Raw genomic sequence first — 25,835 nt, 5'->3', positions numbered from 1 at the left:
AAAAAAGTAAAAAAACCGTTAAAATGGTAACTTTATTAGCTTAATAAATGAAATAAGAGAGATTATGGCACTATTAAATATACTAGTTTATCCCGATGAGCGCTTAAAAATTATTGCGAAACCGGTGGATGTTGTTGATGATAAAACACGTGAAATTATTGATGATATGTTTGAAACAATGTATCACCAAGAAGGTATTGGTTTGGCGGCAACGCAAGTAGATATTCATCAGCGAATCATTACAATTGATATTGAAGGTACAAAAGAAAATCAATATGTACTTATTAATCCTGAAATTGTTGAAAGTTGTGGTGAAACAGGTATTGAAGAGGGATGCTTATCGTTGCCGGGAATGCGTGGTTTTGTACCTCGTAAAGAGAAAGTAAAAGTGAAAGCATTAGATCGTCATGGTAAGGAATACACTTTAGAAGCTGATGGTTTGTTAGCAATTTGTATTCAACATGAAATTGATCACTTAAATGGAATCGTTTTTGCTGACTATTTATCACCATTAAAACGCCAACGCATAAAAGAAAAATTAATAAAATGGCAGAAGCAGCTCGCTAAACAAAAATAATTTTTTAGTAGCCCACGTTAAAAACGTGGGTGTTTTGATTCATAACGTAGAACATTATCCAATTTATCATGAAACCATTGAATATCATTTTTGCTGGAACACCTAATTTCGCGGCAAAACATTTGCAAGCCTTACTTGACTCTCATCATAATGTAGTTGCTGTGTACACTCAGCCAGATAAACCTGCTGGGCGTGGCAAAAAATTACAGGCTAGTGCTGTTAAGCAATTAGCCGAACAGTATCAACTACCTATTTATCAACCTAAATCACTGCGTAAATCTGAAGCGCAAGCTGAATTAGCTGAATTACATGCTGATGTAATGGTTGTTGTGGCTTATGGTTTAATTCTACCAAAGGTTGTTTTAGAAACGCCCCGTTTAGGTTGTTTAAACGTGCATGGTTCTTTGTTACCTCGTTGGCGTGGAGCGGCCCCCATTCAACGTGCTATCTGGGCGGGTGATACACAAACAGGTGTGACGATTATGCAAATGGATGAGGGGTTAGATACAGGTGACATGTTGCACAAAGTCTATTGTGATATCAGACCAGAGGAAACTTCAATTAGTTTATATAATAGATTGGCTGAGATTGCACCAAGTGCGCTTATTGATGTATTGGATCATTTAGAATCAGGTAAGTTTGTTGCAGAGAAGCAAGATGAGTTACAGTCGAATTATGCGGAGAAACTTTCTAAAGAAGAAGCGAAATTAGATTGGAGTCTATCAGCAAATATATTGGAACGTTGTATTCGTGCTTTTAATCCTTGGCCAATAAGTTATTTTTCTATAACAGATCAGCTTGGCAATGAGCAATTAATAAAAGTTTATCAAGCAGTCGTTTTACCACATGTTGATAAACCAGCAGGAACGATTTTAAGCGCAGATAAAAAAGGTATTCAAGTTGCCACCGCAGAAGGTGTGTTGAATTTATTGCGATTACAACCGGCAGGCAAGAAGTCGATGTCAGCACAGGAATTGTTGAATGGACGAGCTGAGTGGTTCACTGTAGGTAAGGTACTATAATGCAAAAGCGAGTAAAAACTGCTAAAAAACAGACCGCACTTTCAAGCCGTGCACTGGCAGCTCAAATCATCTTACAAGTTTTAGATCAAGGAAAATCATTATCCACGTTGTTGCCTGAGGTACAAAACCAAATCAAGCAGCAAGACTTACCTTTATTACAAGAAATTTGTTTTGGCATTTGCCGTGTATTACCTCGTTTAGAAAATATTATTAAGTTGATTGTTGATAAACCATTGAAGGGAAAAAAACGCATTGTACATTGCTTATTACTAGTTGGCTTATACCAATTACTTTATACCCGTATTCCTTCTCATGCAGCAGTTGATGAAGTGGTTAATGCAACGAGTACCCTTAAAGTCGAGGGGTTTCGAGGTCTAATTAATGCAGTATTACGTCGCTTTTTACGAGAGCAACAACATTTTTTAGCACAAGTCGATAAACATTGGCAGACATTACATCCTGAATGGATAGTAAATCGTTTGAAAAAAGCTTATCCAAATTGGCGTGATATTATTGAAGCCAATAATCAAAAGCCGCCAATGTGGATCCGTGTTAATCAGCAACAGAGTGATACAACAAGTTATCGTGCTTTATTAGCAGAACAGGGTATTGATACTTTTAGTGCAGATAATCCTTGCGCACTACGTTTGGCACAGCCTACCGCAGTCAATAATTTGCCTGCTTTCGCACAAGGGCATGTTAGCGTTCAAGATTTACATGCGCAGTGGTCTGCTATTTTATTGGCGCCACAGGACCATGAGTTGATTTTAGATGCTTGTGCCGCGCCAGGTGGTAAAACGACACATATTTTAGAACAAGCACCGAAAGCCCATGTTGTTGCTTTAGATATTGAAGAAAGCCGTTTGAAACGTGTACATGAAAATTTAGCGCGTATGCAACAGTCTGCGACAGTGATTTGCGGTGATGCTAGCCAGCCAGCACAATGGTTAGAACAGGTTGGCATTGTTGCGGGTAAAAGTGCGGTCCAATTTGACCGAATTTTATTAGATGCGCCTTGTTCTGCAACAGGCGTGATTCGTCGCCATCCTGATATTAAATGGTTGCGTCAAGAATCTGATATTGAACAGCTTGTGCTGCTACAAGCACAAATTTTACAAGCCCTTTGGGCAATATTAAAACCAAATGGAACTTTATTATATGCAACTTGCTCGGTGTTACCTGAGGAAAATGCATTACAAATTGGGCAATTTTTACAGGACAATGTAGATGCTAAATTAGAGCAATTGCCTTTTGCTTCTACAGAAAGCGCAGTTGGTTTTCAGTTTATTCCAACAGAAAACGGCGGCGATGGTTTTTATTATGCTAAATTAAGGAAGGTAGTTTAATTATGAATATCAATAAAGGGTCTTTTCCCAAAGTAGATGTGGTTATCTCTTGTTATAACGCAGAGAAAACGTTGATTCGAGCTGTTAATTCAGTATTAAACCAAAATGCGTTGAATCATCTTTGGATTGTAGATGATAATTCGACAGACAATACATTTAAACTGGCTAATCAAATTGCAGCACGATTTCCTGAGAAAGTCACCGTAGAAAAGCTATCACGCAATGGTGGGCTTGCGAAAGCGAGAAATTGGGGAGCATTACAAAGTAACGCAGAATTTATTGCTTTTTTAGACGCAGATGATGCTTATGAGCCAGAAGCACTAACGACAGCAAGTTGCGTATTTCATTTTCGACCAGAAACATCATTAGTAAGACTTGCTTTAAAACCAGTAGATTTAGCGGAACGTTATGCAGAACATCCTGATTTTAAGGACGCATGGGAAAATGTGCAGTTAGCATCTGCACGCAATGTGGTTTTTCGTCGCTTATTTTTATTAGCCTGTGGCGGTTTTCCACAAGAATCTTTGTTTCGCCGTTTAGGTGGTGATGATAGTGTTATTGGTAATGTCGTTGCAAAACTTGGTCGAGTTGCGACTTTATTTGAAGATGTTGGTGTTTTGCGTTATTGCGATGAAGGAATGCAAGAAGAGCGTTTGTTAGATGCCATATTATTTGGTAAAACACAAAGAACTGCAGGGCAAGATCATCTTGAAGTGGCAGAACAAATCACGGAAACCATTTGTGGTCAAGTTGAGCAGCTAAAACAGTATTTAAATACGCAAGAAGTCGGTGTTAAGCCATTGGTAATTGAGAGAACAGAATAATGAAAATCATCATTCTTGGTGCAGGGCAAGTTGGGACAACACTTGCTGAAAATTTAGTGAGTGAGGATAACGATATTACTTTGGTTGATAATCAATCACTACGTTTAGAAAATTTACAAAGTAAGCATGATTTACGTGTTGTGAATGGCTCGGCTTCTTCACCAAGAGTGTTACGCGAAGCAGGGGCGCAAGATGCGGATTTGCTAGTCGCGGTGACCAGTTCTGACGAAATTAATATGGTAGCGTGTCAGATTAGTTATACGTTATTTAATACGCCAACAAAAATTGCACGTATTCGTAATGCGGAATATTTACGAGAAAAAGATAAATTATTCCAGACGAATGTGTTGCCTATTGATCATATTATTTCACCAGAGAAATTAGTTACAGATGAGATTACGCGTTTGATTGATTATCCCGGTGCGTTGCAAGTAGCGCATTTTGCTGATGGGCGTATTAGTCTTGTGGTTGTAAAGGCATATTATGGTGGCCCATTAGTCGGTTATGCGATTTCTGCATTGAAAGATCATATGCCGCATATTGAGTGCCGTATTGTGTCTATTTTACGGCAAGATAAAGTGATTCGCCCACAGGGTTCAACTATCATTGAAGCAGGTGATGAAGTCACTTTTATTTGTGAAACAATTCACATTAAAGCGGTCATGAGCGAGTTACAACGTCTAGAAAAACCTTATAAGCGTATCATGATTGCTGGTGGAGGTAATATTGGTATCGGTGTCGCGAAACGTTTGGAGGGGCAATGCTCAGTAAAATTAATTGAACGTAATGCAGAGCGTGCAACCGCGTTAGCAGAAAAATTATCTAATACATTGATTTTTTGTGGTGATGCATCAGATCAATCTTTCCTCTTTGAAGAGCAGATTGAAAATATTGATGTTTTTTTATCATTAACCAGTGATGATGAAGCCAATATTATGTCTGCGTTATTAGCGAAACGCTTAGGTGCGAAAAAAGCAATGGTGCTTATTCAACGTATGGCATATATCAATCTTATTCAAGGTGGTACTATTGATATTGCAGTTTCACCACAACAGGCAACAATTTCAGCGTTATTAAGCCATGTACGTAAAGGAGATACTGTCAATGTTGCGTCATTACGACATGGTGTCGCAGAAGCACTCGAAATTATTGTTCATGGTGAAGAAGATTCATCACTCGTTATTGGTCGCAAAATTTCTGAGCTAAAATTACCTCAAGGGGCAATTATTGGTGCCGTTTTGCGTGGTAATGAAGTGATTATGGCAAAGAAAAATTTAGTGATTGAAGATAACGATCATGTCATTGTATATTTAAGCGATAAAAAATTTGTATCTGATATTGAAAAGCTATTTCAGCCAAGTGTATTTTTTATTTAAAGTAGAGTAAATACACTGTACAACAAATGAAAAGCTCCTATAATGCACGTTGATTCAAAGTAAAGTTTAGTGAGGAGTTTTTATGAGTTTTATTAAAGAGTTTCGCGAATTTGCGATGCGTGGTAATGTTGTTGATATGGCTGTCGGTGTGATCATTGGTGGTGCTTTTGGTAAAATTGTCAGTTCATTAGTTGGTGATGTTGTTATGCCAGTATTAGGTATTTTAACTGGTGGTGTTGATTTTAAAGATCTAAATATCGTATTAAAAGAAGCGGTAGGTGATGTACCCGCAGTGACGTTAAATTATGGTGCATTTATTCAAAACGTCTTTGATTTCATTATTATTGCTTTCGCCATTTTCCTAATGATTAAGGCATTGAATAAATTAAAACGTGAAACACCAGCAGAAGAAACGCCAGCTGAACCGCCAAAACCTTCAAATGAAGAAGTGTTATTAACAGAAATCCGTGATTTATTAAAAAAATAATTTCATTTACCGAGAAAAAATCTTCCCTTAGTGGAAGATTTTTTATTTTTACCACCAAATATCTTACCTTGTTTAGGCTACCCATTCCTTTTACAATAACGCCAATTCATTTCTAAGAGGCAAATTGATTATGACTGATTTACAAGTATTACAAGCTGAAACGCGCGAAATTATTACTGATTTATTAAATGATGGCAGTGATCCAAATGCGCTTTATATTATTGAACATCATATTGCACATCATGACTTTGATAAGTTAGAAAAAATAGCAGTAGAAGCATTTAAAGCAGGCTATGAAGTATCAGAAGCGGAAGAATTTGAAGATGATAATGGCAAAGTTATTTTCTGTTTTGATATTATTAGTGAAGTCGAATTAAAGCCCGAAATTATAGATGCTCAACAAAAAGAATTAATTCCATTAGTAGAAAAGTTTGCTGGTCTCTATGATGGGTGGGGAACTTATTTTGAAGATCCAAATGCGAGTGATGATGAATATGGCGATGATGGTGAATTTTTTGAGGAAGAAGATGACGCCTAAGCCTATCAAAATTTCATAAATTAAGACCGCACTTTTATACTTATTAAAAGTGCGGTTTTATTTTGGAACTATTTAGGGGTGATATTGCCTAATAAATGATTATTTTTAACTCTAATAAGGATATTTTATGAAATTAAAACATTTAACATTAGCATTATTAGCTTTACCTTTTGCCGTTTCTGCGAATGCAGAAAGTCAGCCAAGTAATATTGTGACTTTTAGTGCAGAAGTTGAAAGAGAAGTAAATCAAGATTTAATGCAAGTAGTCATGTTCACTCAAGAGGAAGGTAAAGACATTAGTTTATTAAATAAAAATGTGACAGAGCGTATTAATACCGCAATTGCTTTAGTGAAAAAGCAAAGTATTGTGCAAATTCAATCACAAGATCGTAATACACAAGTGCGCTATGGCAAAGATGGTAAACAAAATGGTTGGGTAAGCCGTGCTGAACTTGTTTTACAAAGTAAAGACTCTGTCGCACTTTCTAAATTGGTTTCAGAGTTAAACAACCAATTAATGATTGAAAAACTGTATGCTTCCGTTTCACCAGACACACTGACTGCATTGGAAAATGAAATGACAGAAGCGGTGTTACAAAAATTTGAGCAAAAAGCGAAAGTGATCCAAACCAGTTTAAAGAGTAAAGGCTATAAAGTCATCGAATTAAACATTGCTACGCCAGATCATTTTGTTCAATCACCACGTCCTTACTCTAATAAAATGATGCGTGCAAGTGCAGTCTCATATGCTGCAGATGAGATGGCACTTGAAGCGGGGAAAACCCAGATTCGCGCGCAAGTACAAGCGAAGATTGAATTAATCAATGATTAGCTTTCTAATGCTTCATATTTCTTATACAATAATCAAATTCATTTGTTAAAAAATCGGAGTAATAATGAAAGTTGCAAAAAATGTGGTGGTGAGTATTGCTTATCAAGTACGCACGGCAGATGGTGTATTAGTTGATGAGGCGCCAACAAACCAACCTTTAGAATATTTACAGGGTCATAATAATTTAGTCATTGGTTTAGAAAATGCATTAGAAGGCAAAGCAGTTGGTGATAAATTTGAGGTGCGTGTAAAACCAGAAGAAGGTTACGGCGAATATAATGAAAATATGGTGCAGCGTGTACCAAAAGATGTATTTCAAGGTGTAGATGAATTAGTCGTAGGAATGCGTTTTATTGCTGATACAGATATTGGTGCATTACCTGTCGTCATTACTGAAGTTGCAGAAAATGATGTTGTAGTAGATGGCAATCACATGTTAGCAGGTCAAGAATTGTTATTTACTGTTGAAGTAGTGGCAACTCGTGAGGCTACATTAGAAGAAATTTCGCATGGACATATTCATCAAGAAGGTGGCTGCTGTGGTGGACACCATCACGATAGTGATGAAGACGGACATGGTTGTGGTTGTGGCAGTCATCATCATGAACATCACCATCATGATCACGAAGGTTGCTGTGGTAATGGTGGATGTAAACACTAATTTTGACTCTGAAAAAAAAGAACCGCACATTAAGTGCGGTTCTTTTTTTAGCAATTTTGAGCAGTTTAGCTTTGCTTTTTCAATATGGCATAAAGCTCATCTTTCAAACGCAATTTCTCTTTTTTTAAATTTTCTACTTCTATCGGTGTACCAAGTTCAATATGGGATTCAATATTTTTAATCCGTTGATCCAACTCATTATGTTTATCAAATAAACGACTAAAATGGGCATCTTCAATTTTTAATTTAGAAATCAAATCACGAAATTCTGGAAACATAGGCGCTCCTTATAGCGTTGTAGTATAAAAAGTACTTACCTCCCCATTATCTTATCGAAATTTGCTCAAAATAAATGTGTTGAAGATCACAAATTTAAAGACAATGTGTGATACGTATTTTGTTTAATAGTGCATCACAGCATTGGTCTAAAAGTTGATAAGTTTGCGCAAAATTTTTGCTATACCAAGGATCAGGGATATGGTCATAGCCTAAATCAGGACAGAGATCAGTAATTTTGAATAATTTCTCTGGATGATGGCCAAACATGATCTCGAGATCCTGTAGATTGAGATCATCCATTGCAAGTAAATAATCGAAAAATTGCCAATTTTCTGACCGCACTTTTTTACTTCGAAAACCAGTGCTATCAATCTTATGTAGATCTAAGATCTCTGTGGTACCACAGTGCATATCTTCGCCACTATGCCAACCTGAGGTTCCTGCACTACTGGTTTTAATCGCATCTTGTAAGCCTACTCGTTTAATTTTCTCTCGCATGACAAACTCTGCCATTGGAGAGCGGCAGATATTACCTAAACATACAAATAATATATTGATTGTCATTCTACTTCCTTTATCTCTTTATAATTTGCCGCAGGCGTTTATTTTATTGCAATTAGAATATAATTCGGCTCTATTCAATCGAATAGAGCCGAATTTATTGTACTTTCTAGCAATAGTTAGCCATTACCATTGGTAGCCCGCACCAATACTTCCACCAAAGTCACCGCGAGAATTCGTATTACCTGTTAATTTAATGATAACTTTACCATTATCAGAAATACGTGACATACCTAGTGCAACCGCATTTTCACCTTTATAGGTACTAGTGGCGATAGCAACCATGCTCTTACCTGGAATATAAGCTTGTGGTAGACCAGCCACCGCATTCGCACCAGCAATACCTGCGCGGAGTTTTCTGTCTACATTATTAATACGCTTATCCAATGCATTGTAGTTATTGCCTTGTTGATTAATCTTCTGGCTAAGTTCATGTAACTGGCTGCCATTTACTGCATCTGTACTTGTTGCAGAAACGTCACCTTTCGCAAGCCCACTGATCTTATTACTTGTTGCATCAACTTTAATATTGCCAGCTTGTAAGCCTGATTCATTAATCGTGACACTTGGACCGACTTTAATTTCTTTGAACTCAACATTGTCTTTTGTTGCAACTTCATAGATCGTCTGCCCATTAGCCCCTAGGGTTGGCGTCACGGTCATGTTTTTGCCAGCAGAAACTTCATTGCGACTTGCTTTAATTGCATCACTAATATTGTTCTTACCTGTACCGCCAATATTCGCATTTGTATAAGTACCAGTTGTAGGATCATAGGTTGTATTGCCACCAATGATATTTTTCACACCTTCAGCTTGTGCAAATAATTGGCTACCATTAACGGCATCTTTACTATTTTGTGATACATCCCCATTTGCAACATTGGCTACTTTTTGGTTACCCGCATTAATACCTGTTTTACTGATGCTTGGGCTATTGTCAACTTTAGAGCCATCGTCATTGACGAAAGTTAAACCATTACTATCGATTTTCGTACCACCTGCAACAGCGCTATCGAATTTCACGTCTTTTTTGGTTGCAACCGTGTAAGTTTTGCTACCATCAGCCGCAGTTTCTGTAGTGACTTTAATATTATCACCTTCTACAACAGTTGTTTTAGAGGCTTTTGCTGTTGCATTAACTGCTTTGATTGCATCATGAATATTATTGGCACCAGTATCGCCAATATTTGTCATAGTTAAAGTGCCATTTTCAAATTTAGCATCACCACCCAGAACATTCGCAACTTGATCTACTGCTTTACTTAGCTGTTCTTCAGTTGCTGCCCTCCCTTTTTTGCCAAAATCTGGTGAGGTCAATTCTTTATTATCTAATCCAGTAATATCATTAGTATTTTTATCAATTAGTACACTGCCAACAGTAGTTTTATCAAAGTTGACTTCTTTAGCCGTGGCAACAGTGTATACTTTATTACCATCGGTTCCTACGGTTTCTGTAACAACGATGTTATTACCTTGAACCACTTCAGTTTTAGCGGCTTTTGCTGTGTTATTGACGGATTGAATAGCTTCATGGATAGTCCCTTTACCAGTACCACCAATGTTTGACATTGTTAATGTACCAGCAGTATCCCCTGTTTTAACAATTGCAGCATCTCCACCTAATACATTGGTGACTAAAGTATCACCAACATGCCCTAGTGTATTTAGCGCTAAATATAACTGACTACCGTTAATTGCATCGGTGCTATTTTGGGTGACACGACCTGCTGCAACATTAGTAATTGTACGTTCTGCACCTGCTTTACCAACACTTACCGTTGATGTAGGCGTAGTACCAGCAAAGCCAGAATAAGTAAAACCATTCACTGTTGCTTGGGTTGTTGCTATTGCATCGGCTGTTTGTGAGCCACTGCCAAGAGCTACTGCATCTTTATGATCTGCAATAGCATCTTGACCCAATGCTATTGAGCTTTGTTTTTTAGCTTTCGCCTTTTGTCCTAAAGCAATAGCCCCTGCACCGTCTGTTAAACTGCCGCCATCAAAGCCTGTTTCTGCTTCTGAACCAAATGCTAATGAAAAAGCCGCACGGGTATGAGCTTTCGTCCCAAGTGCAATAGAACTACCTGCGTTTTCAGTTGTTTTTGCTTCAGAACCAAAAGCAATGGCTTGATAGCCTTTTGCATTTGAATTATAACCAATAGATATTGCTTGTGCTTTGGTATCAGATTTAGCACCAGCTCCTAAAGCAATTGCGCTAGCATAATGTGCCTCAGCCTTTGTACCAATAGCAATAGCATCTTTCGGATTTTCATATTTGCCATTTTGAGCTTGTTGTGCAATAGCTTTGGCTTCAGTACCAATAACGATAGCTGAATATGCACCATATTTTTTGCCATCCGCACCAGTTAAGCTTGAAGCCTCTGCTTTTGTACCTAACACAATTGCACCGCTTGCATCTGCTTTAGCGCTATCACCAATTGCAATATTGGCTGTTTCGCCACCTATTGCTTGAGCGTTATAACCAATAGCCACCCCTTTGACTGCATTAACTTGAGATTTGTCACCGACAGCAACGGAACTAGTACTGATTGCTGTCGCGGAAGCTTCAGAACCTAACGCTGAACTACGATATCCCTGTGCATTACTTTTATAACCAAGAGCAGTTGTACCGCCAGCTGAGGCTTTAGAATATGTCCCTACAGAAATAGATGAGTCAGAAGAGCTTTTCGCGCCATCACCAATAGCGATTGATGATTTACCTGTTGCATGAGAGTCTTGACCGCCAGCAAAAGAATTTGAGCCGGAAGCTTCAGCTTTTTGACCAATCGCCGCTGAATTTACGCCATTTGCAGAACTATATGCACCAATTGCGACAGAGCCTAGACCCGTATCACTAATAGTTGTACTGCGACCAATAGCAATAGCATTGGTTGCTTGTGTTTTGGAATCTTGACCAATAGCGATACCATCATTTTGAGAAGCAAGTGCAGATTTACCTAATGCAATAGTATTATTGATTACTAGTTTTTGATTAGCATCTGTGCCACGACCTGCGTGTTTACCAATCGCAATATTGTTAACACCTTTAATGTTTTGCCCAGCTTCAATTAAGGCGGCAAAGTTATCGTGACCTTCCACATTTTGCCCCGCACGACTTGAGATGGCGATGTTTGTATTACCTTTGGTATTTTTACCTGCGCCATTACCAAAAGTAATATTTTCTGTACCAACAATTCCTTCACCAGAGTCTTTACCAATAGATACTTGCATACGATTGTTGTTTGATTTATAGCCAGCTTTATTACCGATAAAGACGGCGTCTGTCGCTGCAACGATAGCATCAGTTGTTTCTGTTGATAATTTCAGCACCCCAGAATTGTAACCAATAGCAATTGTTCCTTGTCCCGCTGCTTTAGCATTTCTACCAACTGCAACTGTATCTGACTTAGTAGCGTGTGCGCCATTACCCATCGCAATAGCATAATGATCAGAGGCGATTGTTTTAGTTGATTCTGTTGAATTCACAGTACCACCAATTGCTATTGAGGAAGTTCCAGTTGAAATGGAATTGCTACCAGTTGCGACAGAACCTGAACCGCTTGATTTAGCACCATTACCTGTTGCAATAGTTTGACTACCTAATGCTTTTGCTTGTTGTCCTATTGCCACAGCGGCTAGCTGAGTTGCTAATGCTCGATGACCTAATGCCACAGTATTGCTAGCATCGACATAATATTTGCCATCGTTATTTTGTTTTATATTAAATTGACTTGGCGTGAAACTTTTGTCTGCGGTTTTAGCTGATTGAACTGCTTCATCTGCATTAGCATAAGTACCCATGATCACATTATGTGTACCTGATAATCGTTCACCTGCACTAGTACCTAATGCGGTATTGTTATTTAATCCTTTACCACCTCTTAAAGCACCATCACCAATTGCAATATTTCTTCCTTGTTGAGCTACTTCAATTTGATTTGCGCCAGCTTGGCGACCAATCGAAATATCCCAATCACTATTAGCTGCTGCATCTTGACCTATAGCAATTGCTTGGTTGTCTAATGCTTTTGCATTTGCACCAATAGCTATCGAGGCAGTATTTTTTGTTTGGCTATTTATACCCATCGCAACATTACTTTCCCCTTCATTAGTTGCTTTGGAACCAATGACTACAGATTTAGCTGGTTTATTATCTATTTTATCAATGGTTTTTGTTGCTTCATCACCGCAAACAACACTTAGACTTGTTTTATCAAAAAAACAATAATTACCAACATCGCCAGTTATAGAATGTTTGTTACCTAGCACATCCACAGCTCCAACCTGTCCACTGACGAATAACAAAGATGCAGTAACTGTTGTCAAAGTAAGACTAACACCGCTTACTCCATTGACTAGTCCTGTTTTGGCTGATGCGCTTTTTCCACCAGATTTTGCTAATTCTGAGACAACGATCCAGCTTTGAGTAGCCGTGTTCCATAATGTACGATAGATTTTATTCATTTATTTCACCTGTGATTTCTATTAGATATATTGAGAATCGAAAAATTCTCATTTATCTAGTGGTTATAATCCCTATTTGGTACAGCTATGGAAACAAGGATGTGTAAAGTAAACTTGATTATTAATTTTACGATGGTTATTAATTAATCACTATCTTTGCTATGTAAAGTTGTGAAAAGATGTAATTAAATTGTTAAAATACCGTAAAGATCGTATTCATCTGCCTGCGTAATTTGGACTTGAACAAACTGTCCAACTTTAATCTCCATTTGCTCTGGGTTTTCAATATAAACAACACCATCAATTTCTGGCGCGTCTGCCATCGAACGTCCAATGATGTCTTCTTCATCAATTACATCGATTATTACAGTTAATATTTTGCCTACTTTTTGTTGTAGGCGTTGTGCTGAAATTTGTTGCTGTAATTGCATAAAGCGATGGAAGCGTTCTTCTTTGACCTCCTCTGCAACTTGATCTGGCATATCAGTAGCAACAGCACCTTCTACAGGGCTAAATTTAAAACAGCCCACGCGATCAAGTTGCGCTTGTTCTAAGAAGTCTAAGAGTAATTGGAAATCTTGTTCAGTTTCACCTGGGAAACCCACAATAAAAGTGGAACGTAACGTGAGATCTGGACAAATCTCGCGCCATTTTTTTATGCGTTCTAATGTGCGATCAATCGAACCTGGTCTTTTCATTGCTTTTAAGATTTTTGGGCTTGCATGTTGTAGCGGAATATCTAAATAAGGCAGAATTTTGCCTTCTGCCATGAGTGGGATCAGGTTATCAACATGCGGATAAGGATAGACATAATGTAAACGTACCCATACGCCTAATTTGCCAAGCTGTTCACATAGGCTAATTAAGTTGTTCTTAATTGGCATACCATTCCAGAAAACAGTTTTATTTTGATTTTCTTTGCTTTGGTCGAGTGAATAAGCAGAGGTGTCTTGCGAAACAATCAAAATTTCTTTTACGCCAGCATCGACAAGTCGTTTCGCTTCATCTAAAACTTGTGTAATGGAACGGCTATCTAAATCGCCACGCATAGAAGGAATAATGCAAAATGTACAACGATGATCACAGCCTTCAGCAATTTTTAAATAGGCATAATGTTTTGGGGTTAGCTTTACTCCTTGTTTAGGTACAAGATTAACATAAGGGTTGTAGTCTGGTTTCGGCACATACTTATGCACTTGTGTCATTACAGCCTCATAACTGTGGGGACCAGTTACTTCTAAGACTTTAGGATGGACTTCACGGATACGATCTTCTTTTGCGCCCAAGCAGCCTGTTACAATGACTTTGCCATTTTCTTCTAACGCTTCGCCAATCGCCTCAAGTGATTCCTGTACAGCACTATCAATAAAGCCGCAAGTATTAACAATGACTAAATCCGCGTTTTCATAACTTGGAATAATGTTATAACCATCTGCACGTAATTCGGTGAGAATGCGTTCAGAATCGACTAAATTTTTAGGGCAACCGAGGCTAATAAAACCAATATTTGGTAAAGAAGATGTCATAAAAAACTCTCAACATATTCATGAAATTGAAAAAATAAAACTATTGTACAGAATTTGCATACAAAAGGCGATAAAGTATCCAAAAAAAGCTTGAATTGTATAGAAAAAGAAGAAAAGCTAGTCAAAGTGCGGTCGATTTTTGCTAAATTTTGTCGACATAAAAAATGAAAAAAACGCTTGGTATTTAACCAAGCGTTTAGCAATGAAATAGTGATTTTTAAACCAGTAATGCTGCCGCTTTCACTACAACTTCAACAGCATTTTTTTCTACATTTTTTGCTGTTTCCTCATTTGGGATTTCTTGCTGTGTACGATTTACAATCGCACCTGCAACCATACCTGCACGCAAGCCTAAAGCAGAACACATAGTAAATAAAGTAGCAGATTCCATTTCAAAATTCATCACATTGAGATCTTGCCATTGTTGTAATGAACCTTGGAAGTGACGATAAACTTTACCGCTATAAGTATCGTAACGCTCTTGACCTGGGTAGAATGTATCTGAGGCTGCAGTAATACCTACATAGACTTTTTGATTGGCACATTCTATCGCTGCTTTGTAAAGTGCAGTAGTACATTCAAAGTTTGCGACGGCCGGATACTCCATTGGTGCAAAATGTAAGCTCGCACCATCTAAACGCACTGCACCAGTTGTGACTAAAATATCACCCACATTAATATGTGGTTGAATTGCCCCTGTAGTACCAATACGTAAGAAGGTGCGAACACCTAATTGTGCGAGTTCTTCAACTGCGATAGACACTGAAGGACCACCAATCCCTGTTGAACAAACTACAACTGCTTTATCTCCGATATAACCAAGCCAAGAGGTGAATTCACGTGTTGAAGCTAAAAATTTTGGACGTTCTAATAAACTGGCAATTTTTTCAACACGTTCTGGTGCACCAGGGGTGATGGCTAATGTTGCACCTTCTAACATAGCCTTGGTTAAACCTAGATGGAATACTTCTGACATAATCTCTCCTTATCATTATGCTAGGGTTTAATATCACGCAAAATGGGATTTTGCATTGAAATTAAGGTTTCAGTAGATTGGATTTCATCAATTAACTGAATTTTTGTGGCTAAGACAGAATGTAATTCTGCGATAGTGTGGGTCATGACTTTAATAAAAATAGAGTAGTTACCTGTAGTATAATAAGCTTCGACAACTTCGTCGAATCCTTCTAATTTTTTTATTACTTTCTCATAATCTTTTGCACTTTTCAGAATAATGCCAATGAAACAGCAAACATCATAACCCAATTTTCGTTCATTAATACGTACTTTAGTTCCTTCAATAATACCGGCTTGACGCATTTTCTCAACGCGCACATGAATCGTACCTGGACTCACGCCAAAGTTTTTTGCCATTTCAGCATAAGGTGTGCGTGCATCTTTAGTGAGTACACGTAAAATTTGCTGATCAAGATTATCAATGTTGTGCATAGTCTACCTTTTTAGAATTTATTTAAAAAAATGCATATTATATTTGATGAGATTTATATTATATCCCTTTTTTGCAAAAATGTATTGAGTTGTATGCCCATAATATTAAATAATATCCAACAATTTTGATGTAGATCTATTTTTAAGGTATCGAAAATGAAGAAATCATTTATTTTACAGCAACAAGAAATTAGCTTCGCGAAGAACACATTCACAGAAAAATTAGCAGAACATTTAGGTATTGTTGAAGTTCAAGGTCCTATCCTAAGTCAAGTTGGTAATGGTATTCAAGATAATCTTTCAGGTGCAGAGAAAGCAGTACAAGTAAATGTGAAACAGATCACAGATGCGACTTTTGAAGTGGTTCATTCGTTAGCCAAATGGAAGCGTCATACTCTTGCGCGTTTTAATTTTGCCGAAGGAGAAGGGTTATTTGTGCATATGACGGCATTACGTCCAGATGAAGATTCATTAGATCAAACCCATTCTGTTTATGTGGATCAGTGGGATTGGGAAAAAGTAATTTCTGAACAGCAGCGTAATATTGAATATTTAAAAGAAACGGTGAAATCAATTTATGCCGCAATGTTAGAAACAGAAGATGCAGTGAGTCAAAAATTTGGTTTGGCTAAGTTTTTACCCAAAGAAATTAAATTTGTACACAGTGAAGAATTAGTGCAACGTTTTCCAAATATGAATGACAAGGAGCGTGAAAATGCGATTTGTAAAGAGCATGGTGCGGTGTTCTTAATTGGCATTGGTGGTAAGTTATCAGATGGGAAACCACATGATATGCGAGCACCAGATTATGATGACTGGACCACGCCATCAGAAGGCGAATATAAAGGTTTAAACGGTGATATTTTAGTTTGGAACCCAGTTTTAGAACGTGCTTTTGAGCTTTCCTCTATGGGGATTCGTGTCGATGAAACAGCATTACGTAAGCAGCTTGCTTTAACGAAAAATGAAGATCGTCTTCAATTTGATTGGCACCAAGATTTAATTAACGGACGTTTACCATTGTCCATTGGTGGTGGTATTGGGCGTTCTCGTTTGGTGATGTTGCTACTACAGAAAAAGCATATTGGGGAAGTACAGTCCAGTGTTTGGCCGAAGTGGGTCATGGAAGAGTTTGAGAATATTCTGTAACCTATTAACTAGATGAGTAAAAGTGCGGTGGATTTTTTGAAAATTTTCACCGCACTTTTTGTTGAAGCACGTTGATTAAGCTAGGCTTCCACAAAGCTTAAAGCAGTTTCTACAACTTTTAAATCAGCTCCAGTTTTATGTGCATTTTCACTTAAATAGCGTCGCCATTGTCTTGCACCTTTGCAATGTTGAAATGCGCCAAGCATATGGCGGACAATGTGATTTAAATACACACCTTGACTTAATTGTTGTTCAATATAAGGAAACATTTTTTCTACCGCTTCTCTTGGCGTGACAATTGGGCTGGTTGGATCAAATAATGCTTGATCAATATGACCTAATAAGCTGGGATTTTGATAAGCTTCACGTCCTACCATCACCCCATCCATCTGCTGCAAGTGTTGTTGTATTTCTTCAATCGTTTTAATACCACCATTAATGCTCATAAATAAATGAGGAAAATCTCGTTTTAGCTGATAAACCCGTTCATAATCTAATGGTGGAATTTCGCGATTTTCTTTTGGACTTAGTCCTGATAACCAGGCTTTACGTGCATGAATAATTAATTCTTGGCAACCAGCTTTATGTACTTTTTGTACAAAGTCACATAAAAATTCATAGCTATCAAGATTATCAATGCCAATACGTGTTTTTACTGTAACAGGAATCTCTACTACTGCTTGCATCGCATTCACACATTCAGCAACTAAATCGGCTTTTGCCATTAAACAAGCACCAAACATGCCATTTTGAACGCGATCAGAAGGACAGCCTACATTTAAGTTGATTTCATGATAGCCTCGTGTTTCAGCAATTTTTGCACATTGTGCTAATTGGACGGGATCACTGCCACCTAATTGTAGTGCAACGGGATTTTCTGTGAGAGAAAATTCGAGATGGTCATATTTAGCATGAATAATTGCACCTGCTGTCACCATTTCTGTATACAGTAAGGCATGGCGACTAAATTGGCGGTGAAAATAGCGGCAGTGGCGTGTTGTCCAATCAAGCATTGGAGCAACAGAAAAGCGTCCACGATAAAAGTGCGGTTGATTTTGGCTCATTTTTGTTCTTCTTTGGTTTCTTCTTGAATTCGTTGGCGGAAACGTGCTGCCGCAAAATGATAAAAAGGTTTAGGATGAAATTGGCGTGAAATAATGGACGAAACTAAACAACAAATCAATAACCAAAATAACACGGGTTGGCAACCAGTCATTTCCATGACAACTACACTTGCCGTGACAGGTGATTGCGTAGCACCAGCTAAAAAGCTCGCCATACAGAGTAAAACTAATAGGCGTTGATCCACTATACCGCCAGTCAATGACCAGATTTGTGCACCAATTCCCGCACCTGTTGTTAAAGCCGGTGTGAAAATACCACCTGCGATACCAGTCCAATAAGTTGCTACAGTGGATAGTAGCTTTAACATGCCTAATTCAGTAGGTGTTTCAGCACCATCTAATGCATTGGCGACAACATCATAGCCTGTGCCATAGCTTTTACCTTGTGTGTAAGTGCCTAATGTAGCGAGTAACAAGCCTAGAAAAAGAGCAACATAAATTGGGTGACGACGAATCCAACCACGTATTTTCGTAGGTGATATTCCTGCTAAACCTTTGGCTAACAAACGAGCAAATACTCCACCGAGTATACCGCAAACAGAACCACAAAGTGCAACCCATAAAAACATATAAGGTACGCTAGTTTCGCCATGATACTGTGGGAAGTAGGGATTATTACCTTCTATTGCAACTAAGATAAAACCTGATGCTAATACGCCTAACAGTACACGGCGTTCCCAACGTAACAAAACACCTCGCCCTAGTTCTTCAATAGCAAAAATTACACCTGCAAGTGGCGCATTAAACGCAGCAGCTAAACCCCCTGCGGCACCTGTTGCCATTAATTCATTTGCACTGAGTCCATTGAATGCAACACCATGTTTACGACAAAAATTACCCCAAGCTAACATAACGGCAGCACCAACTTGGACAGAAGGTCCCTCACGCCCAACGGAAGCGCCAATCAACATGGCTAAAAATGTGAGTGGGATTTTCCACAGTGTTTGCCAAAATGAGATAAGACGACTTTTATTAGCACCATGAGGTAAACTTATTGAGGCAATGACTTGTGGGATACCACTACCTGCCACATAGGGCGTATATTTTGCCGTAAACCAAGTGAGTAATGCTAACCCACAAGGCAGCACAACCCAAACTGCTATTGGATATTGAGCAGACCAGTGGGCATTCCATTCCAGCCCAAGATCGGCAAATTTTGCAAATCCTAATGAAAATAGTGCAACTAATGCGGCACCAATTAATAAACAAGTAAACTCTAAACTTTTACGTGAAACACGATGGGTTTGGCGTAGTTTTTTGTGTAAAACATACCGCACTTTTGCTTTAAAACTGGTCAATGATGACATAGTTAATGTGGTGAAATAAGGAAAGGAAGTACAAATTATAACTTGAAATCATGCGTAACTGAATAGACTTTAAACATAAGCGCATGTCATCGATGTATGAGGGTAAAATATTCTTTGCAAACTATTTAAAGTGGATTTTCTTCATTATGATTGAGAAAAAGACTTGCAAAATGCGGTCGATTTCAGTAAAATTCGCGGGCTTTCTCACTGAGAAGCCGTTTAATGTAATCATTTATTAAACGAGTATTACTAAGTAATACATAAAATGTTTCCGATTGGGAAACTAAAACAGGTTAACTTGCACCCCTTTTCGTTTTTTGAAGTAAGAAAAGTGTTGGTGTTAGTTTTTTATTAGCTAAATTTTGATTGGAGCTCTGGTCTAATGCAGAACCAAAGAATCCGTATCCGCTTAAAAGCATTCGATCATCGTTTGATCGATCAGTCTACTGCGGAGATCGTAGAAACAGCTAAACGTACTGGTGCACAAGTTCGTGGTCCAATTCCGTTACCAACTCGTAAAGAGCGTTTCACTGTGTTGATTTCTCCACACGTGAACAAAGACGCGCGTGATCAATACGAAATTCGTACTCACAAACGTTTGGTTGATATTGTTGAGCCAACAGAAAAAACTGTTGATGCATTAATGCGTTTAGATCTAGCTGCCGGCGTTGACGTGCAGATTAGCCTAGGTTAATTAAGAGGTTATTACAATGATTGGTTTAGTCGGTCGTAAAGTTGGTATGACTCGTATCTTCAATGAAGATGGCGTTTCAATTCCAGTTACTGTTATCGAAATTGAAGCCAACCGTGTGACTCAAGTTAAAACTGTAGAAACAGATGGCTATTCTGCAATTCAAGTTACCACTGGCTCTAAAAAAGCAAGTCGTGTAACTAAGCCAGAAGCTGGTCATTTCGTGAAAGCAGGTGTTGAAGCTGGTCGCGGTTTATGGGAATTTCGTACTACTGAAGGTGAAGAATTCACTTTAGGTCAAGAAATTAATGTTGACATCTTCGCGGATGTTAAAAAAGTTGATGTTACTGGTACTTCTAAAGGTAAAGGTTTTGCTGGCGGTGTAAAACGTTGGAATTTCCGTACTCAAGATGCTACACACGGTAACTCTTTATCACATCGTGTACTTGGTTCTATTGGTCAAAACCAAACACCAGGTCGTGTGTTTAAAGGTAAAAAAATGGCTGGACACTTAGGGGCTGAGCGTGTAACCGTTCAATCACTTGAAGTTGTTCGTGTTGATGCTGAGCGTAAATTACTATTAGTGAAAGGTGCCGTTCCTGGTGCAACTAATAGTGATGTTATCGTTAAACCAGCAGTTAAAGCATAAGTCAGGAGATAGAGATGGAATTACAAGTTGTAGGTGCAAACGCACTAACTGTTTCTGAAACTACCTTCGGACGTGAGTTCAACGAAGCATTGATTCACCAAGTTGTTGTTGCTTATGCAGCAGGTGCTCGTCAAGGCTCTCGTGCACAAAAAACTCGTGCTGAAGTGTCTGGTTCAGGTAAAAAACCTTGGCGTCAAAAAGGTACAGGTCGTGCGCGTTCGGGTGATATCAAATCACCAATTTGGCGTTCAGGTGGTGTAACTTTCGCAGCGAAACCACAAGATCACAGCCAAAAAGTGAACAAAAAAATGTACCGCGGTGCAATCAAGAGCATTCTTTCTGAACTTGTTCGTCAAGATCGTTTAGTTGTTGTTGAGAAATTTGAAGTAGAAGCACCAAAAACGAAAGTTTTAGTACAAAAATTAAAAGAATTAGCACTTGAAGATGTGTTAATTATCACAGCAAACTTAGACGAGAACCTATTCTTAGCCGCACGTAACTTATACAAAGTCGATGTACGTGATGTGCAAGGTATCGATCCAGTCAGCTTAATCGCATTCGATAAAGTTGTTGTCACTGTTGATGCTGTGAAACAAATTGAGGAGATGTTAGCATGATTCAACAAGAACGTTTGCTAAAAGTGTTAAAAGCACCACATGTCTCTGAAAAAGCAACAAATAACGCTGAGAAGTCTAACACTATCGTTTTCAAAGTGGCTTTAGATGCAAATAAAGTTGAAATTGCTAATGCTGTTGAGCAATTATTTGAAGTGAAAGTGGATTCTGTTCGTACCGTTGTAGTGAAAGGTAAAACTAAACGTCACGGTGCAAGAATGGGACGTCGCAGTGACTGGAAAAAAGCTTATGTAACTCTTCAAGAAGGTCAATCACTTGACTTCGTTGAAGGTGCAGAGTAATTCGGAGGAGTAGAAGATAATGGCTATCGTTAAATGTAAGCCGACCTCCGCTGGTCGTCGTCACGTTGTTAAAATCGTGAACCCTGAATTACATAAAGGGAAACCTTACGCACCACTTTTAGATACTAAATCTAAAACCGGTGGACGTAATAATTTCGGACGTATTACTACTCGCCATATTGGTGGTGGTCATAAACAACATTACCGTTTAATCGATTTCAAACGTAACAAGTTAGATATTCCAGCGGTTGTTGAGCGTCTAGAATATGACCCTAACCGTTCTGCAAATATTGCTTTAGTGCTTTATAAAGATGGTGAACGTCGTTATATCTTAGCACCTAAAGGTTTATCTGCAGGCGATACGATCCAAGCTGGTGTAAATGCGCCTATTAAAGTTGGTAATGCATTACCAATGCGTAATATTCCAGTGGGTTCAACTGTACATAATGTTGAATTAAAACCTGGTAAAGGCGGTCAAATCGCGCGTTCTGCTGGTGCTTATGTACAAATTATCGCTCGTGAAGGTAACTATGTTACATTACGTCTTCGTTCAGGCGAAATGCGTAAAGTATTAGCTGAGTGTACAGCAACCATTGGTGAAGTTGGTAACTCAGAACATATGCTTCGCGTATTGGGTAAAGCAGGTGCTAACCGCTGGAGAGGCGTACGTCCAACAGTTCGTGGTACAGCAATGAACCCAGTAGATCACCCACACGGTGGTGGTGAAGGTCGTAACTTTGGTAAACACCCAGTAACACCTTGGGGCGTTCAAACTAAAGGTAAGAAAACTCGCCATAACAAACGTACTGATAAATTCATCGTACGTCGTCGTGGTAAATAATATTAATTAATAAAGAGGATAAGCCATGCCACGTTCTCTCAAGAAGGGTCCTTTCCTTGACCTACACTTGTTGAAGAAGGTAGAGAAGGCGGTGGAAAGCGGGGATAAAAAGCCAATTAAAACTTGGTCCCGTCGTTCAATGATCATTCCATCAATGATCGGATTGACCATCGCAGTCCATAATGGTCGTCAGCACGTTCCTGTTTATGTATCTGATGAAATGATCGGTCATAAATTAGGTGAATTTGCACCGACTCGTACTTACCGCGGTCACGCTGCGGATAAGAAAGCTAAGAAGTAAGGGGTAAAAGATGGAAACTATTGCAAAACATCGTTACGCTCGCACTTCAGCGCAAAAAGCTCGCTTAGTTGCGGATTTAATTCGTGGTAAGAAAGTTGCTCAAGCATTAGAAATTTTAACTTACACTAATAAAAAAGCTGCGGCTCTAGTGAAGAAAGTGCTTGAATCAGCAATTGCTAATGCAGAGCACAATGACGGTGCAGATATCGATGATCTTAAAGTAGCGAAGATTTTCGTAGATGAAGGTCCAAGCATGAAACGTGTTATGCCACGTGCTAAAGGTCGTGCAGATCGTATTTTAAAACGTACTAGCCACATTACAGTGGTTGTGTCAGATCGTTAATAAGTAGAGGAATAGCAATGGGTCAAAAAGTACATCCACATGGTATTCGCCTAGGTATCGTTAAGCCTTGGAGCTCTACTTGGTTCGCGAATACACAAGATTTCGCCGATAACTTGGATGGCGATTTCAAAGTACGTAAATTCTTAAATAAAGAATTAGCGAATGCTTCCGTTTCACGCATCACTATTGAGCGTCCAGCGAAAAGCATCCGTGTCACAATTCACACAGCTCGCCCAGGTATCGTTATCGGTAAAAAAGGCGAAGATGTTGAAAAATTACGTAACGCAGTTGCGGCTATCGCAGGCGTTCCAGCACAAATCAACATTGCTGAAGTGAAAAAACCTGAATTAGATGCAAAATTAGTTGCAGATAGCATCGCTTCTCAATTAGAACGCCGTGTCATGTTCCGTCGTGCGATGAAACGTGCAGTACAAAACGCAATGCGTTTAGGTGCTAAAGGTATCAAAGTTGAAGTAAGTGGTCGTTTAGGTGGTGCAGAAATTGCACGTTCAGAATGGTATCGTGAAGGTCGTGTGCCTCTACATACACTACGTGCGGACATCGACTATAACACTGCAGAGGCTCATACTACATACGGTGTAATCGGTATTAAAGTATGGATCTTTAAAGGTGAAATTCTCGGTGGAATGGCTGCAATCGCGCAACCAGAACAACAACCTGCTGACAAGCCTAAAAAGGCTACACGCGGCAAAGGTCGTAAGTAAGGAGAATCGCTAGATGTTGCAACCAAAACGTACAAAATTCCGCAAAGTCCACAAAGGTCGTAACCGTGGTATTGCAGCAGGTACAGAAGTAAGCTTCGGTACCTTCGGTTTGAAAGCAGTTGGTCGTGGTCGTTTAACAGCTCGCCAAATTGAGGCAGCACGTCGTGCGATGACTCGTGCAGTTAAACGTCAAGGTAAAATCTGGATCCGTGTATTCCCAGATAAACCAATTACTGAGAAACCATTAGAAGTCCGTATGGGTAAAGGTAAAGGTAACGTTGAGTACTGGGTAGCCTTGATCCAACCGGGTAAAGTACTATATGAAATGGATGGTGTGTCTGAAGAGATCGCAAGAAATGCATTTGCATTAGCAGCTGCTAAATTGCCAATTAAGACCACTTTCGTAACTAAGACGGTGATGTAATGAAAGCTCAAGAACTACGTAACAAAAATGTTGAAGAGCTGAATGCTGAGTTAGTGAACCTTTTAGGTGAGCAATTCAAATTGCGTATGCAAGCAGCCACCGGTCAGCTTCAACAAACCCATCAGTTAAAACAAGTGCGTCGTAGCATTGCGCAAGTAAAAACTGTACTAACCGAAAAGGCGGGTGAGTAATGACTGATAAAATTCGTAGCGTGCAAGGTAAAGTTGTAAGTGACAAAATGGACAAATCGTTCGTTGTTGCAATTGAACGCAAGGTTAAACACCCACTTTATGGTAAGTTTATCCGTCGCACAACAAAGTTACACGTGCATGACGAGAACAATGAAGCTCAAGTTGGTGATGTAGTAGAAGTGCGTGAATGCCGCCCTATCTCGAAAACTAAATCTTGGACTTTAGTTCGCGTTGTTGAAAAAGCAGTAATTTAATTATTGTAATTAATCGAAAAAGGCCGTACTTATAAAAGTGCGGTCTTTTTTTAGATAAAATTCTAAGCCTACCTAGGTTATTCTTAGCATTTTAATTCGTTTCCAGAAAATAGCGCTAAGAAAAAATGAATAATCTTTTTCATATTCAAAACTTAGGAATAATAGTGTGTTTGCTTTTATAAAAAGTTGTAAAAATTAGACCGCACTTTTACTGCAACTAGATGTTCTAGAGGTTGCTTTCATTATAGTGCGATGATAAACGGTCACTCTTATCTTTATCAACAAGGAGTTATTATGAAAAAATTAGTACTAACAACATTGTGTATTGCTGCGTTAGGGCTTACTGGCTGTGCAAACGAGGGTTCTCGTGTCGTTGCACCAACTTCAACACAGGCTGCTGCAACAGCAAGTACTTATCAAGGCGTAAAATCAGTCATTTCAGTAGGTAAATTTGATAATAAATCAAGTTTCCAAAATGGTGTTTTTTCAGATGGTCCAGATCAGTTAAGTAACCAATCTAAAACAATTTTGATTTCCCATTTACAACAAACAGGACGTTTTTCTGTTGTAGATCGCACTAATATGAGTGAAATTGCTTCTGAAGCAAAAATTAAGGGGCAGAGACAAAAATTAAAAGGGGCTGCTTATGTAGTTACGGGTGATGTGACTGAATTTGGTCGTAAAACAGTCGGTGATCATCAGCTATTTGGTATTTTAGGGCGTGGTAAAGAACAAATTGCATATGCAAAAGTGACTTTAAATGTAGTAAATGTAGTCACTTCAGAAGTAGTTTATTCAGTACAAGGTGCGGGAGAGTATAATTTATCTAACCGTGAAGTACTCGGTTTTGGTGGCACAGCCGGTTATGATGCAACTTTAAATGGCAAAGTGCTTAATTTAGCGATCCGTGAAGCTGTAAATAACTTGGTTAATGGTATTGAAGCAGGTCGTTGGTCCCCTGTTAACTAAGGAATAATG

General features: G+C 38.7%; 30 protein-coding genes. 22 read left to right on the top strand and 8 right to left on the bottom strand.

What is annotated here, in order from left to right:
• Positions 1-64 precede the first annotated feature (64 nt).
• The 9 genes from def to slyD all read left to right on the top strand — a co-directional run bounded on the left by def (position 65) and on the right by slyD (position 7,663).
• The gene (gene def, locus C0975_RS10465; protein ID WP_101776324.1) at positions 65-577 is read left to right on the top strand and encodes a peptide deformylase; all 513 of its coding nucleotides are present in this window, start codon (positions 65-67) and stop codon (positions 575-577) included.
• A 68-nt stretch (positions 578-645) separates the two neighbouring features.
• Complete coding sequence (gene fmt / locus C0975_RS10460) at positions 646-1,599, top strand: methionyl-tRNA formyltransferase (protein ID WP_101776323.1); 954 nt, start codon at positions 646-648, stop codon at positions 1,597-1,599.
• Entirely contained in the window at positions 1,599-2,945 is a 1,347-nt protein-coding gene (gene rsmB / locus C0975_RS10455; protein ID WP_101776322.1) for a 16S rRNA (cytosine(967)-C(5))-methyltransferase RsmB, read from the top strand. The genes fmt and rsmB overlap by 1 nt, the downstream gene beginning before the upstream one ends.
• On the top strand, positions 2,945-3,769 hold the full coding sequence (locus C0975_RS10450; protein WP_101776321.1) for a glycosyltransferase family 2 protein: 825 nt from the start codon (positions 2,945-2,947) through the stop codon (positions 3,767-3,769). Before rsmB ends, C0975_RS10450 begins: the two co-directional genes overlap by 1 nt.
• Entirely contained in the window at positions 3,769-5,145 is a 1,377-nt protein-coding gene (gene trkA / locus C0975_RS10445; protein ID WP_101776320.1) for a Trk system potassium transporter TrkA, read from the top strand. The genes C0975_RS10450 and trkA overlap by 1 nt, the downstream gene beginning before the upstream one ends.
• Positions 5,146-5,227: 82 nt before the next feature.
• Positions 5,228-5,632 (top strand): large-conductance mechanosensitive channel protein MscL, encoded by a 405-nt coding sequence (gene mscL / locus C0975_RS10440; protein WP_101776319.1) that lies wholly within the window; start codon positions 5,228-5,230, stop codon positions 5,630-5,632.
• A gap of 130 nt (positions 5,633-5,762) precedes the next feature.
• Positions 5,763-6,170, top strand: coding sequence for a ribonuclease E inhibitor RraB (gene rraB / locus C0975_RS10435; protein WP_101776318.1), 408 nt, complete (start codon positions 5,763-5,765; stop codon positions 6,168-6,170).
• Between the two features lie 127 nt (positions 6,171-6,297).
• Positions 6,298-7,002: an SIMPL domain-containing protein gene (locus C0975_RS10430; protein ID WP_101776317.1), complete on the top strand. Its 705-nt coding sequence runs from the start codon at positions 6,298-6,300 to the stop codon at positions 7,000-7,002.
• A gap of 64 nt (positions 7,003-7,066) precedes the next feature.
• Positions 7,067-7,663, top strand: a complete 597-nt coding sequence (gene slyD, locus C0975_RS10425; protein WP_101776316.1) for a peptidylprolyl isomerase — start codon at positions 7,067-7,069, stop codon at positions 7,661-7,663.
• Positions 7,664-7,728: 65 nt separating this feature from the next.
• On the opposite strand, the gene C0975_RS10420 is transcribed toward slyD, so the two are convergent.
• From C0975_RS10420 to asnC, 6 genes are all read right to left on the bottom strand, one after another.
• Positions 7,729-7,941, bottom strand: coding sequence for an HP1242/YdcH family protein (locus C0975_RS10420; protein WP_101776315.1), 213 nt, complete (start codon positions 7,939-7,941; stop codon positions 7,729-7,731).
• A 94-nt stretch (positions 7,942-8,035) separates the two neighbouring features.
• Positions 8,036-8,506 (bottom strand): low molecular weight protein-tyrosine-phosphatase, encoded by a 471-nt coding sequence (locus tag C0975_RS10415; protein ID WP_101776314.1) that lies wholly within the window; start codon positions 8,504-8,506, stop codon positions 8,036-8,038.
• Positions 8,507-8,629: 123 nt separating this feature from the next.
• Positions 8,630-12,967: a YadA-like family protein gene (locus C0975_RS10410; RefSeq protein ID WP_101776313.1), complete on the bottom strand. Its 4,338-nt coding sequence runs from the start codon at positions 12,965-12,967 to the stop codon at positions 8,630-8,632.
• Between the two features lie 185 nt (positions 12,968-13,152).
• Positions 13,153-14,493: a 30S ribosomal protein S12 methylthiotransferase RimO gene (rimO, locus tag C0975_RS10405; protein ID WP_101776312.1), complete on the bottom strand. Its 1,341-nt coding sequence runs from the start codon at positions 14,491-14,493 to the stop codon at positions 13,153-13,155.
• A gap of 217 nt (positions 14,494-14,710) precedes the next feature.
• Entirely contained in the window at positions 14,711-15,469 is a 759-nt protein-coding gene (udp, locus tag C0975_RS10400; protein ID WP_101776311.1) for a uridine phosphorylase, read from the bottom strand.
• Between the two features lie 20 nt (positions 15,470-15,489).
• On the bottom strand, positions 15,490-15,942 hold the full coding sequence (gene asnC, locus C0975_RS10395) for a transcriptional regulator AsnC (RefSeq protein ID WP_101776310.1): 453 nt from the start codon (positions 15,940-15,942) through the stop codon (positions 15,490-15,492).
• Between the two features lie 156 nt (positions 15,943-16,098).
• On the opposite strand from asnC, the gene asnA reads away from it, so the two are divergent.
• Complete coding sequence (gene asnA / locus C0975_RS10390; protein ID WP_101776309.1) at positions 16,099-17,091, top strand: aspartate--ammonia ligase; 993 nt, start codon at positions 16,099-16,101, stop codon at positions 17,089-17,091.
• An 80-nt stretch (positions 17,092-17,171) separates the two neighbouring features.
• On the opposite strand, the gene dusA is transcribed toward asnA, so the two are convergent.
• Complete coding sequence (gene dusA, locus C0975_RS10385; protein ID WP_101776308.1) at positions 17,172-18,155, bottom strand: tRNA dihydrouridine(20/20a) synthase DusA; 984 nt, start codon at positions 18,153-18,155, stop codon at positions 17,172-17,174.
• A complete protein-coding gene (locus C0975_RS10380) occupies positions 18,152-19,522 on the bottom strand; it encodes a chloride channel protein (RefSeq protein WP_101776307.1) in 1,371 nt (456 codons plus the stop codon). Before C0975_RS10380 ends, dusA begins: the two co-directional genes overlap by 4 nt.
• A 382-nt stretch (positions 19,523-19,904) precedes the next feature.
• Between C0975_RS10380 and rpsJ the strand changes: the two genes are divergently transcribed.
• The 12 genes from rpsJ to C0975_RS10320 all read left to right on the top strand — a co-directional run bounded on the left by rpsJ (position 19,905) and on the right by C0975_RS10320 (position 25,826).
• Positions 19,905-20,216, top strand: a complete 312-nt coding sequence (gene rpsJ / locus C0975_RS10375; protein ID WP_001181005.1) for a 30S ribosomal protein S10 — start codon at positions 19,905-19,907, stop codon at positions 20,214-20,216.
• A 16-nt stretch (positions 20,217-20,232) separates the two neighbouring features.
• Entirely contained in the window at positions 20,233-20,862 is a 630-nt protein-coding gene (gene rplC / locus C0975_RS10370; protein ID WP_101776306.1) for a 50S ribosomal protein L3, read from the top strand.
• Between the two features lie 14 nt (positions 20,863-20,876).
• On the top strand, positions 20,877-21,479 hold the full coding sequence (gene rplD, locus C0975_RS10365) for a 50S ribosomal protein L4 (RefSeq protein WP_101776305.1): 603 nt from the start codon (positions 20,877-20,879) through the stop codon (positions 21,477-21,479).
• On the top strand, positions 21,476-21,778 hold the full coding sequence (gene rplW / locus C0975_RS10360) for a 50S ribosomal protein L23 (RefSeq protein ID WP_005724030.1): 303 nt from the start codon (positions 21,476-21,478) through the stop codon (positions 21,776-21,778). The genes rplD and rplW overlap by 4 nt, the downstream gene beginning before the upstream one ends.
• Positions 21,779-21,797: 19 nt before the next feature.
• Positions 21,798-22,619: a 50S ribosomal protein L2 gene (gene rplB / locus C0975_RS10355; protein ID WP_101776304.1), complete on the top strand. Its 822-nt coding sequence runs from the start codon at positions 21,798-21,800 to the stop codon at positions 22,617-22,619.
• 25 nt (positions 22,620-22,644) lie between these two features.
• Positions 22,645-22,920 (top strand): 30S ribosomal protein S19, encoded by a 276-nt coding sequence (gene rpsS, locus C0975_RS10350; protein WP_005539416.1) that lies wholly within the window; start codon positions 22,645-22,647, stop codon positions 22,918-22,920.
• 10 nt (positions 22,921-22,930) lie between these two features.
• Positions 22,931-23,263 carry a 50S ribosomal protein L22 gene (gene rplV, locus C0975_RS10345; protein WP_050692961.1) on the top strand — a complete coding sequence of 111 codons (333 nt, stop codon included), beginning with the start codon at positions 22,931-22,933 and terminating at the stop codon, positions 23,261-23,263.
• A 17-nt stretch (positions 23,264-23,280) separates the two neighbouring features.
• Positions 23,281-23,988, top strand: coding sequence for a 30S ribosomal protein S3 (rpsC, locus tag C0975_RS10340; RefSeq protein WP_101776303.1), 708 nt, complete (start codon positions 23,281-23,283; stop codon positions 23,986-23,988).
• A gap of 13 nt (positions 23,989-24,001) precedes the next feature.
• On the top strand, positions 24,002-24,412 hold the full coding sequence (rplP, locus tag C0975_RS10335; protein WP_005717925.1) for a 50S ribosomal protein L16: 411 nt from the start codon (positions 24,002-24,004) through the stop codon (positions 24,410-24,412).
• Complete coding sequence (rpmC, locus tag C0975_RS10330; protein ID WP_005706394.1) at positions 24,412-24,603, top strand: 50S ribosomal protein L29; 192 nt, start codon at positions 24,412-24,414, stop codon at positions 24,601-24,603. Before rplP ends, rpmC begins: the two co-directional genes overlap by 1 nt.
• Positions 24,603-24,857 carry a 30S ribosomal protein S17 gene (gene rpsQ / locus C0975_RS10325; protein ID WP_101776302.1) on the top strand — a complete coding sequence of 85 codons (255 nt, stop codon included), beginning with the start codon at positions 24,603-24,605 and terminating at the stop codon, positions 24,855-24,857. Before rpmC ends, rpsQ begins: the two co-directional genes overlap by 1 nt.
• A 294-nt stretch (positions 24,858-25,151) precedes the next feature.
• A complete protein-coding gene (locus C0975_RS10320) occupies positions 25,152-25,826 on the top strand; it encodes a CsgG/HfaB family protein (protein ID WP_101776301.1) in 675 nt (224 codons plus the stop codon).
• Positions 25,827-25,835: the final 9 nt, after the last annotated feature.

Origin of the sequence: Pasteurella oralis (assembly GCF_002850605.1) — a bacterium.
In the GTDB taxonomy this organism is placed as follows: Bacteria; Pseudomonadota; Gammaproteobacteria; order Enterobacterales; family Pasteurellaceae; genus Pasteurella; species Pasteurella oralis.
The sequence above is the reverse complement of the archived record's forward strand: the minus strand, read 5'-3'. Positions and strand labels throughout refer to the sequence as shown.

Coding starts and splice junctions, on each gene's coding strand:
- def (WP_101776324.1), top strand. CDS start 65: ATGGCACTATTAAATATACTAGTTTATCCCGATGAGCGCTTAAAAATT.
- fmt (WP_101776323.1), top strand. CDS start 646: ATGAAACCATTGAATATCATTTTTGCTGGAACACCTAATTTCGCGGCA.
- rsmB (WP_101776322.1), top strand. CDS start 1,599: ATGCAAAAGCGAGTAAAAACTGCTAAAAAACAGACCGCACTTTCAAGC.
- trkA (WP_101776320.1), top strand. CDS start 3,769: ATGAAAATCATCATTCTTGGTGCAGGGCAAGTTGGGACAACACTTGCT.
- mscL (WP_101776319.1), top strand. CDS start 5,228: ATGAGTTTTATTAAAGAGTTTCGCGAATTTGCGATGCGTGGTAATGTT.
- rraB (WP_101776318.1), top strand. CDS start 5,763: ATGACTGATTTACAAGTATTACAAGCTGAAACGCGCGAAATTATTACT.
- C0975_RS10430 (WP_101776317.1), top strand. CDS start 6,298: ATGAAATTAAAACATTTAACATTAGCATTATTAGCTTTACCTTTTGCC.
- slyD (WP_101776316.1), top strand. CDS start 7,067: ATGAAAGTTGCAAAAAATGTGGTGGTGAGTATTGCTTATCAAGTACGC.
- C0975_RS10420 (WP_101776315.1), bottom strand. CDS start 7,941: ATGTTTCCAGAATTTCGTGATTTGATTTCTAAATTAAAAATTGAAGAT.
- C0975_RS10415 (WP_101776314.1), bottom strand. CDS start 8,506: ATGACAATCAATATATTATTTGTATGTTTAGGTAATATCTGCCGCTCT.
- C0975_RS10410 (WP_101776313.1), bottom strand. CDS start 12,967: ATGAATAAAATCTATCGTACATTATGGAACACGGCTACTCAAAGCTGG.
- rimO (WP_101776312.1), bottom strand. CDS start 14,493: ATGACATCTTCTTTACCAAATATTGGTTTTATTAGCCTCGGTTGCCCT.
- udp (WP_101776311.1), bottom strand. CDS start 15,469: ATGTCAGAAGTATTCCATCTAGGTTTAACCAAGGCTATGTTAGAAGGT.
- asnC (WP_101776310.1), bottom strand. CDS start 15,942: ATGCACAACATTGATAATCTTGATCAGCAAATTTTACGTGTACTCACT.
- asnA (WP_101776309.1), top strand. CDS start 16,099: ATGAAGAAATCATTTATTTTACAGCAACAAGAAATTAGCTTCGCGAAG.
- dusA (WP_101776308.1), bottom strand. CDS start 18,155: ATGAGCCAAAATCAACCGCACTTTTATCGTGGACGCTTTTCTGTTGCT.
- C0975_RS10380 (WP_101776307.1), bottom strand. CDS start 19,522: ATGTCATCATTGACCAGTTTTAAAGCAAAAGTGCGGTATGTTTTACAC.
- rpsJ (WP_001181005.1), top strand. CDS start 19,905: ATGCAGAACCAAAGAATCCGTATCCGCTTAAAAGCATTCGATCATCGT.
- rplC (WP_101776306.1), top strand. CDS start 20,233: ATGATTGGTTTAGTCGGTCGTAAAGTTGGTATGACTCGTATCTTCAAT.
- rplD (WP_101776305.1), top strand. CDS start 20,877: ATGGAATTACAAGTTGTAGGTGCAAACGCACTAACTGTTTCTGAAACT.
- rplW (WP_005724030.1), top strand. CDS start 21,476: ATGATTCAACAAGAACGTTTGCTAAAAGTGTTAAAAGCACCACATGTC.
- rplB (WP_101776304.1), top strand. CDS start 21,798: ATGGCTATCGTTAAATGTAAGCCGACCTCCGCTGGTCGTCGTCACGTT.
- rpsS (WP_005539416.1), top strand. CDS start 22,645: ATGCCACGTTCTCTCAAGAAGGGTCCTTTCCTTGACCTACACTTGTTG.
- rplV (WP_050692961.1), top strand. CDS start 22,931: ATGGAAACTATTGCAAAACATCGTTACGCTCGCACTTCAGCGCAAAAA.
- rpsC (WP_101776303.1), top strand. CDS start 23,281: ATGGGTCAAAAAGTACATCCACATGGTATTCGCCTAGGTATCGTTAAG.
- rplP (WP_005717925.1), top strand. CDS start 24,002: ATGTTGCAACCAAAACGTACAAAATTCCGCAAAGTCCACAAAGGTCGT.
- rpmC (WP_005706394.1), top strand. CDS start 24,412: ATGAAAGCTCAAGAACTACGTAACAAAAATGTTGAAGAGCTGAATGCT.
- rpsQ (WP_101776302.1), top strand. CDS start 24,603: ATGACTGATAAAATTCGTAGCGTGCAAGGTAAAGTTGTAAGTGACAAA.
- C0975_RS10320 (WP_101776301.1), top strand. CDS start 25,152: ATGAAAAAATTAGTACTAACAACATTGTGTATTGCTGCGTTAGGGCTT.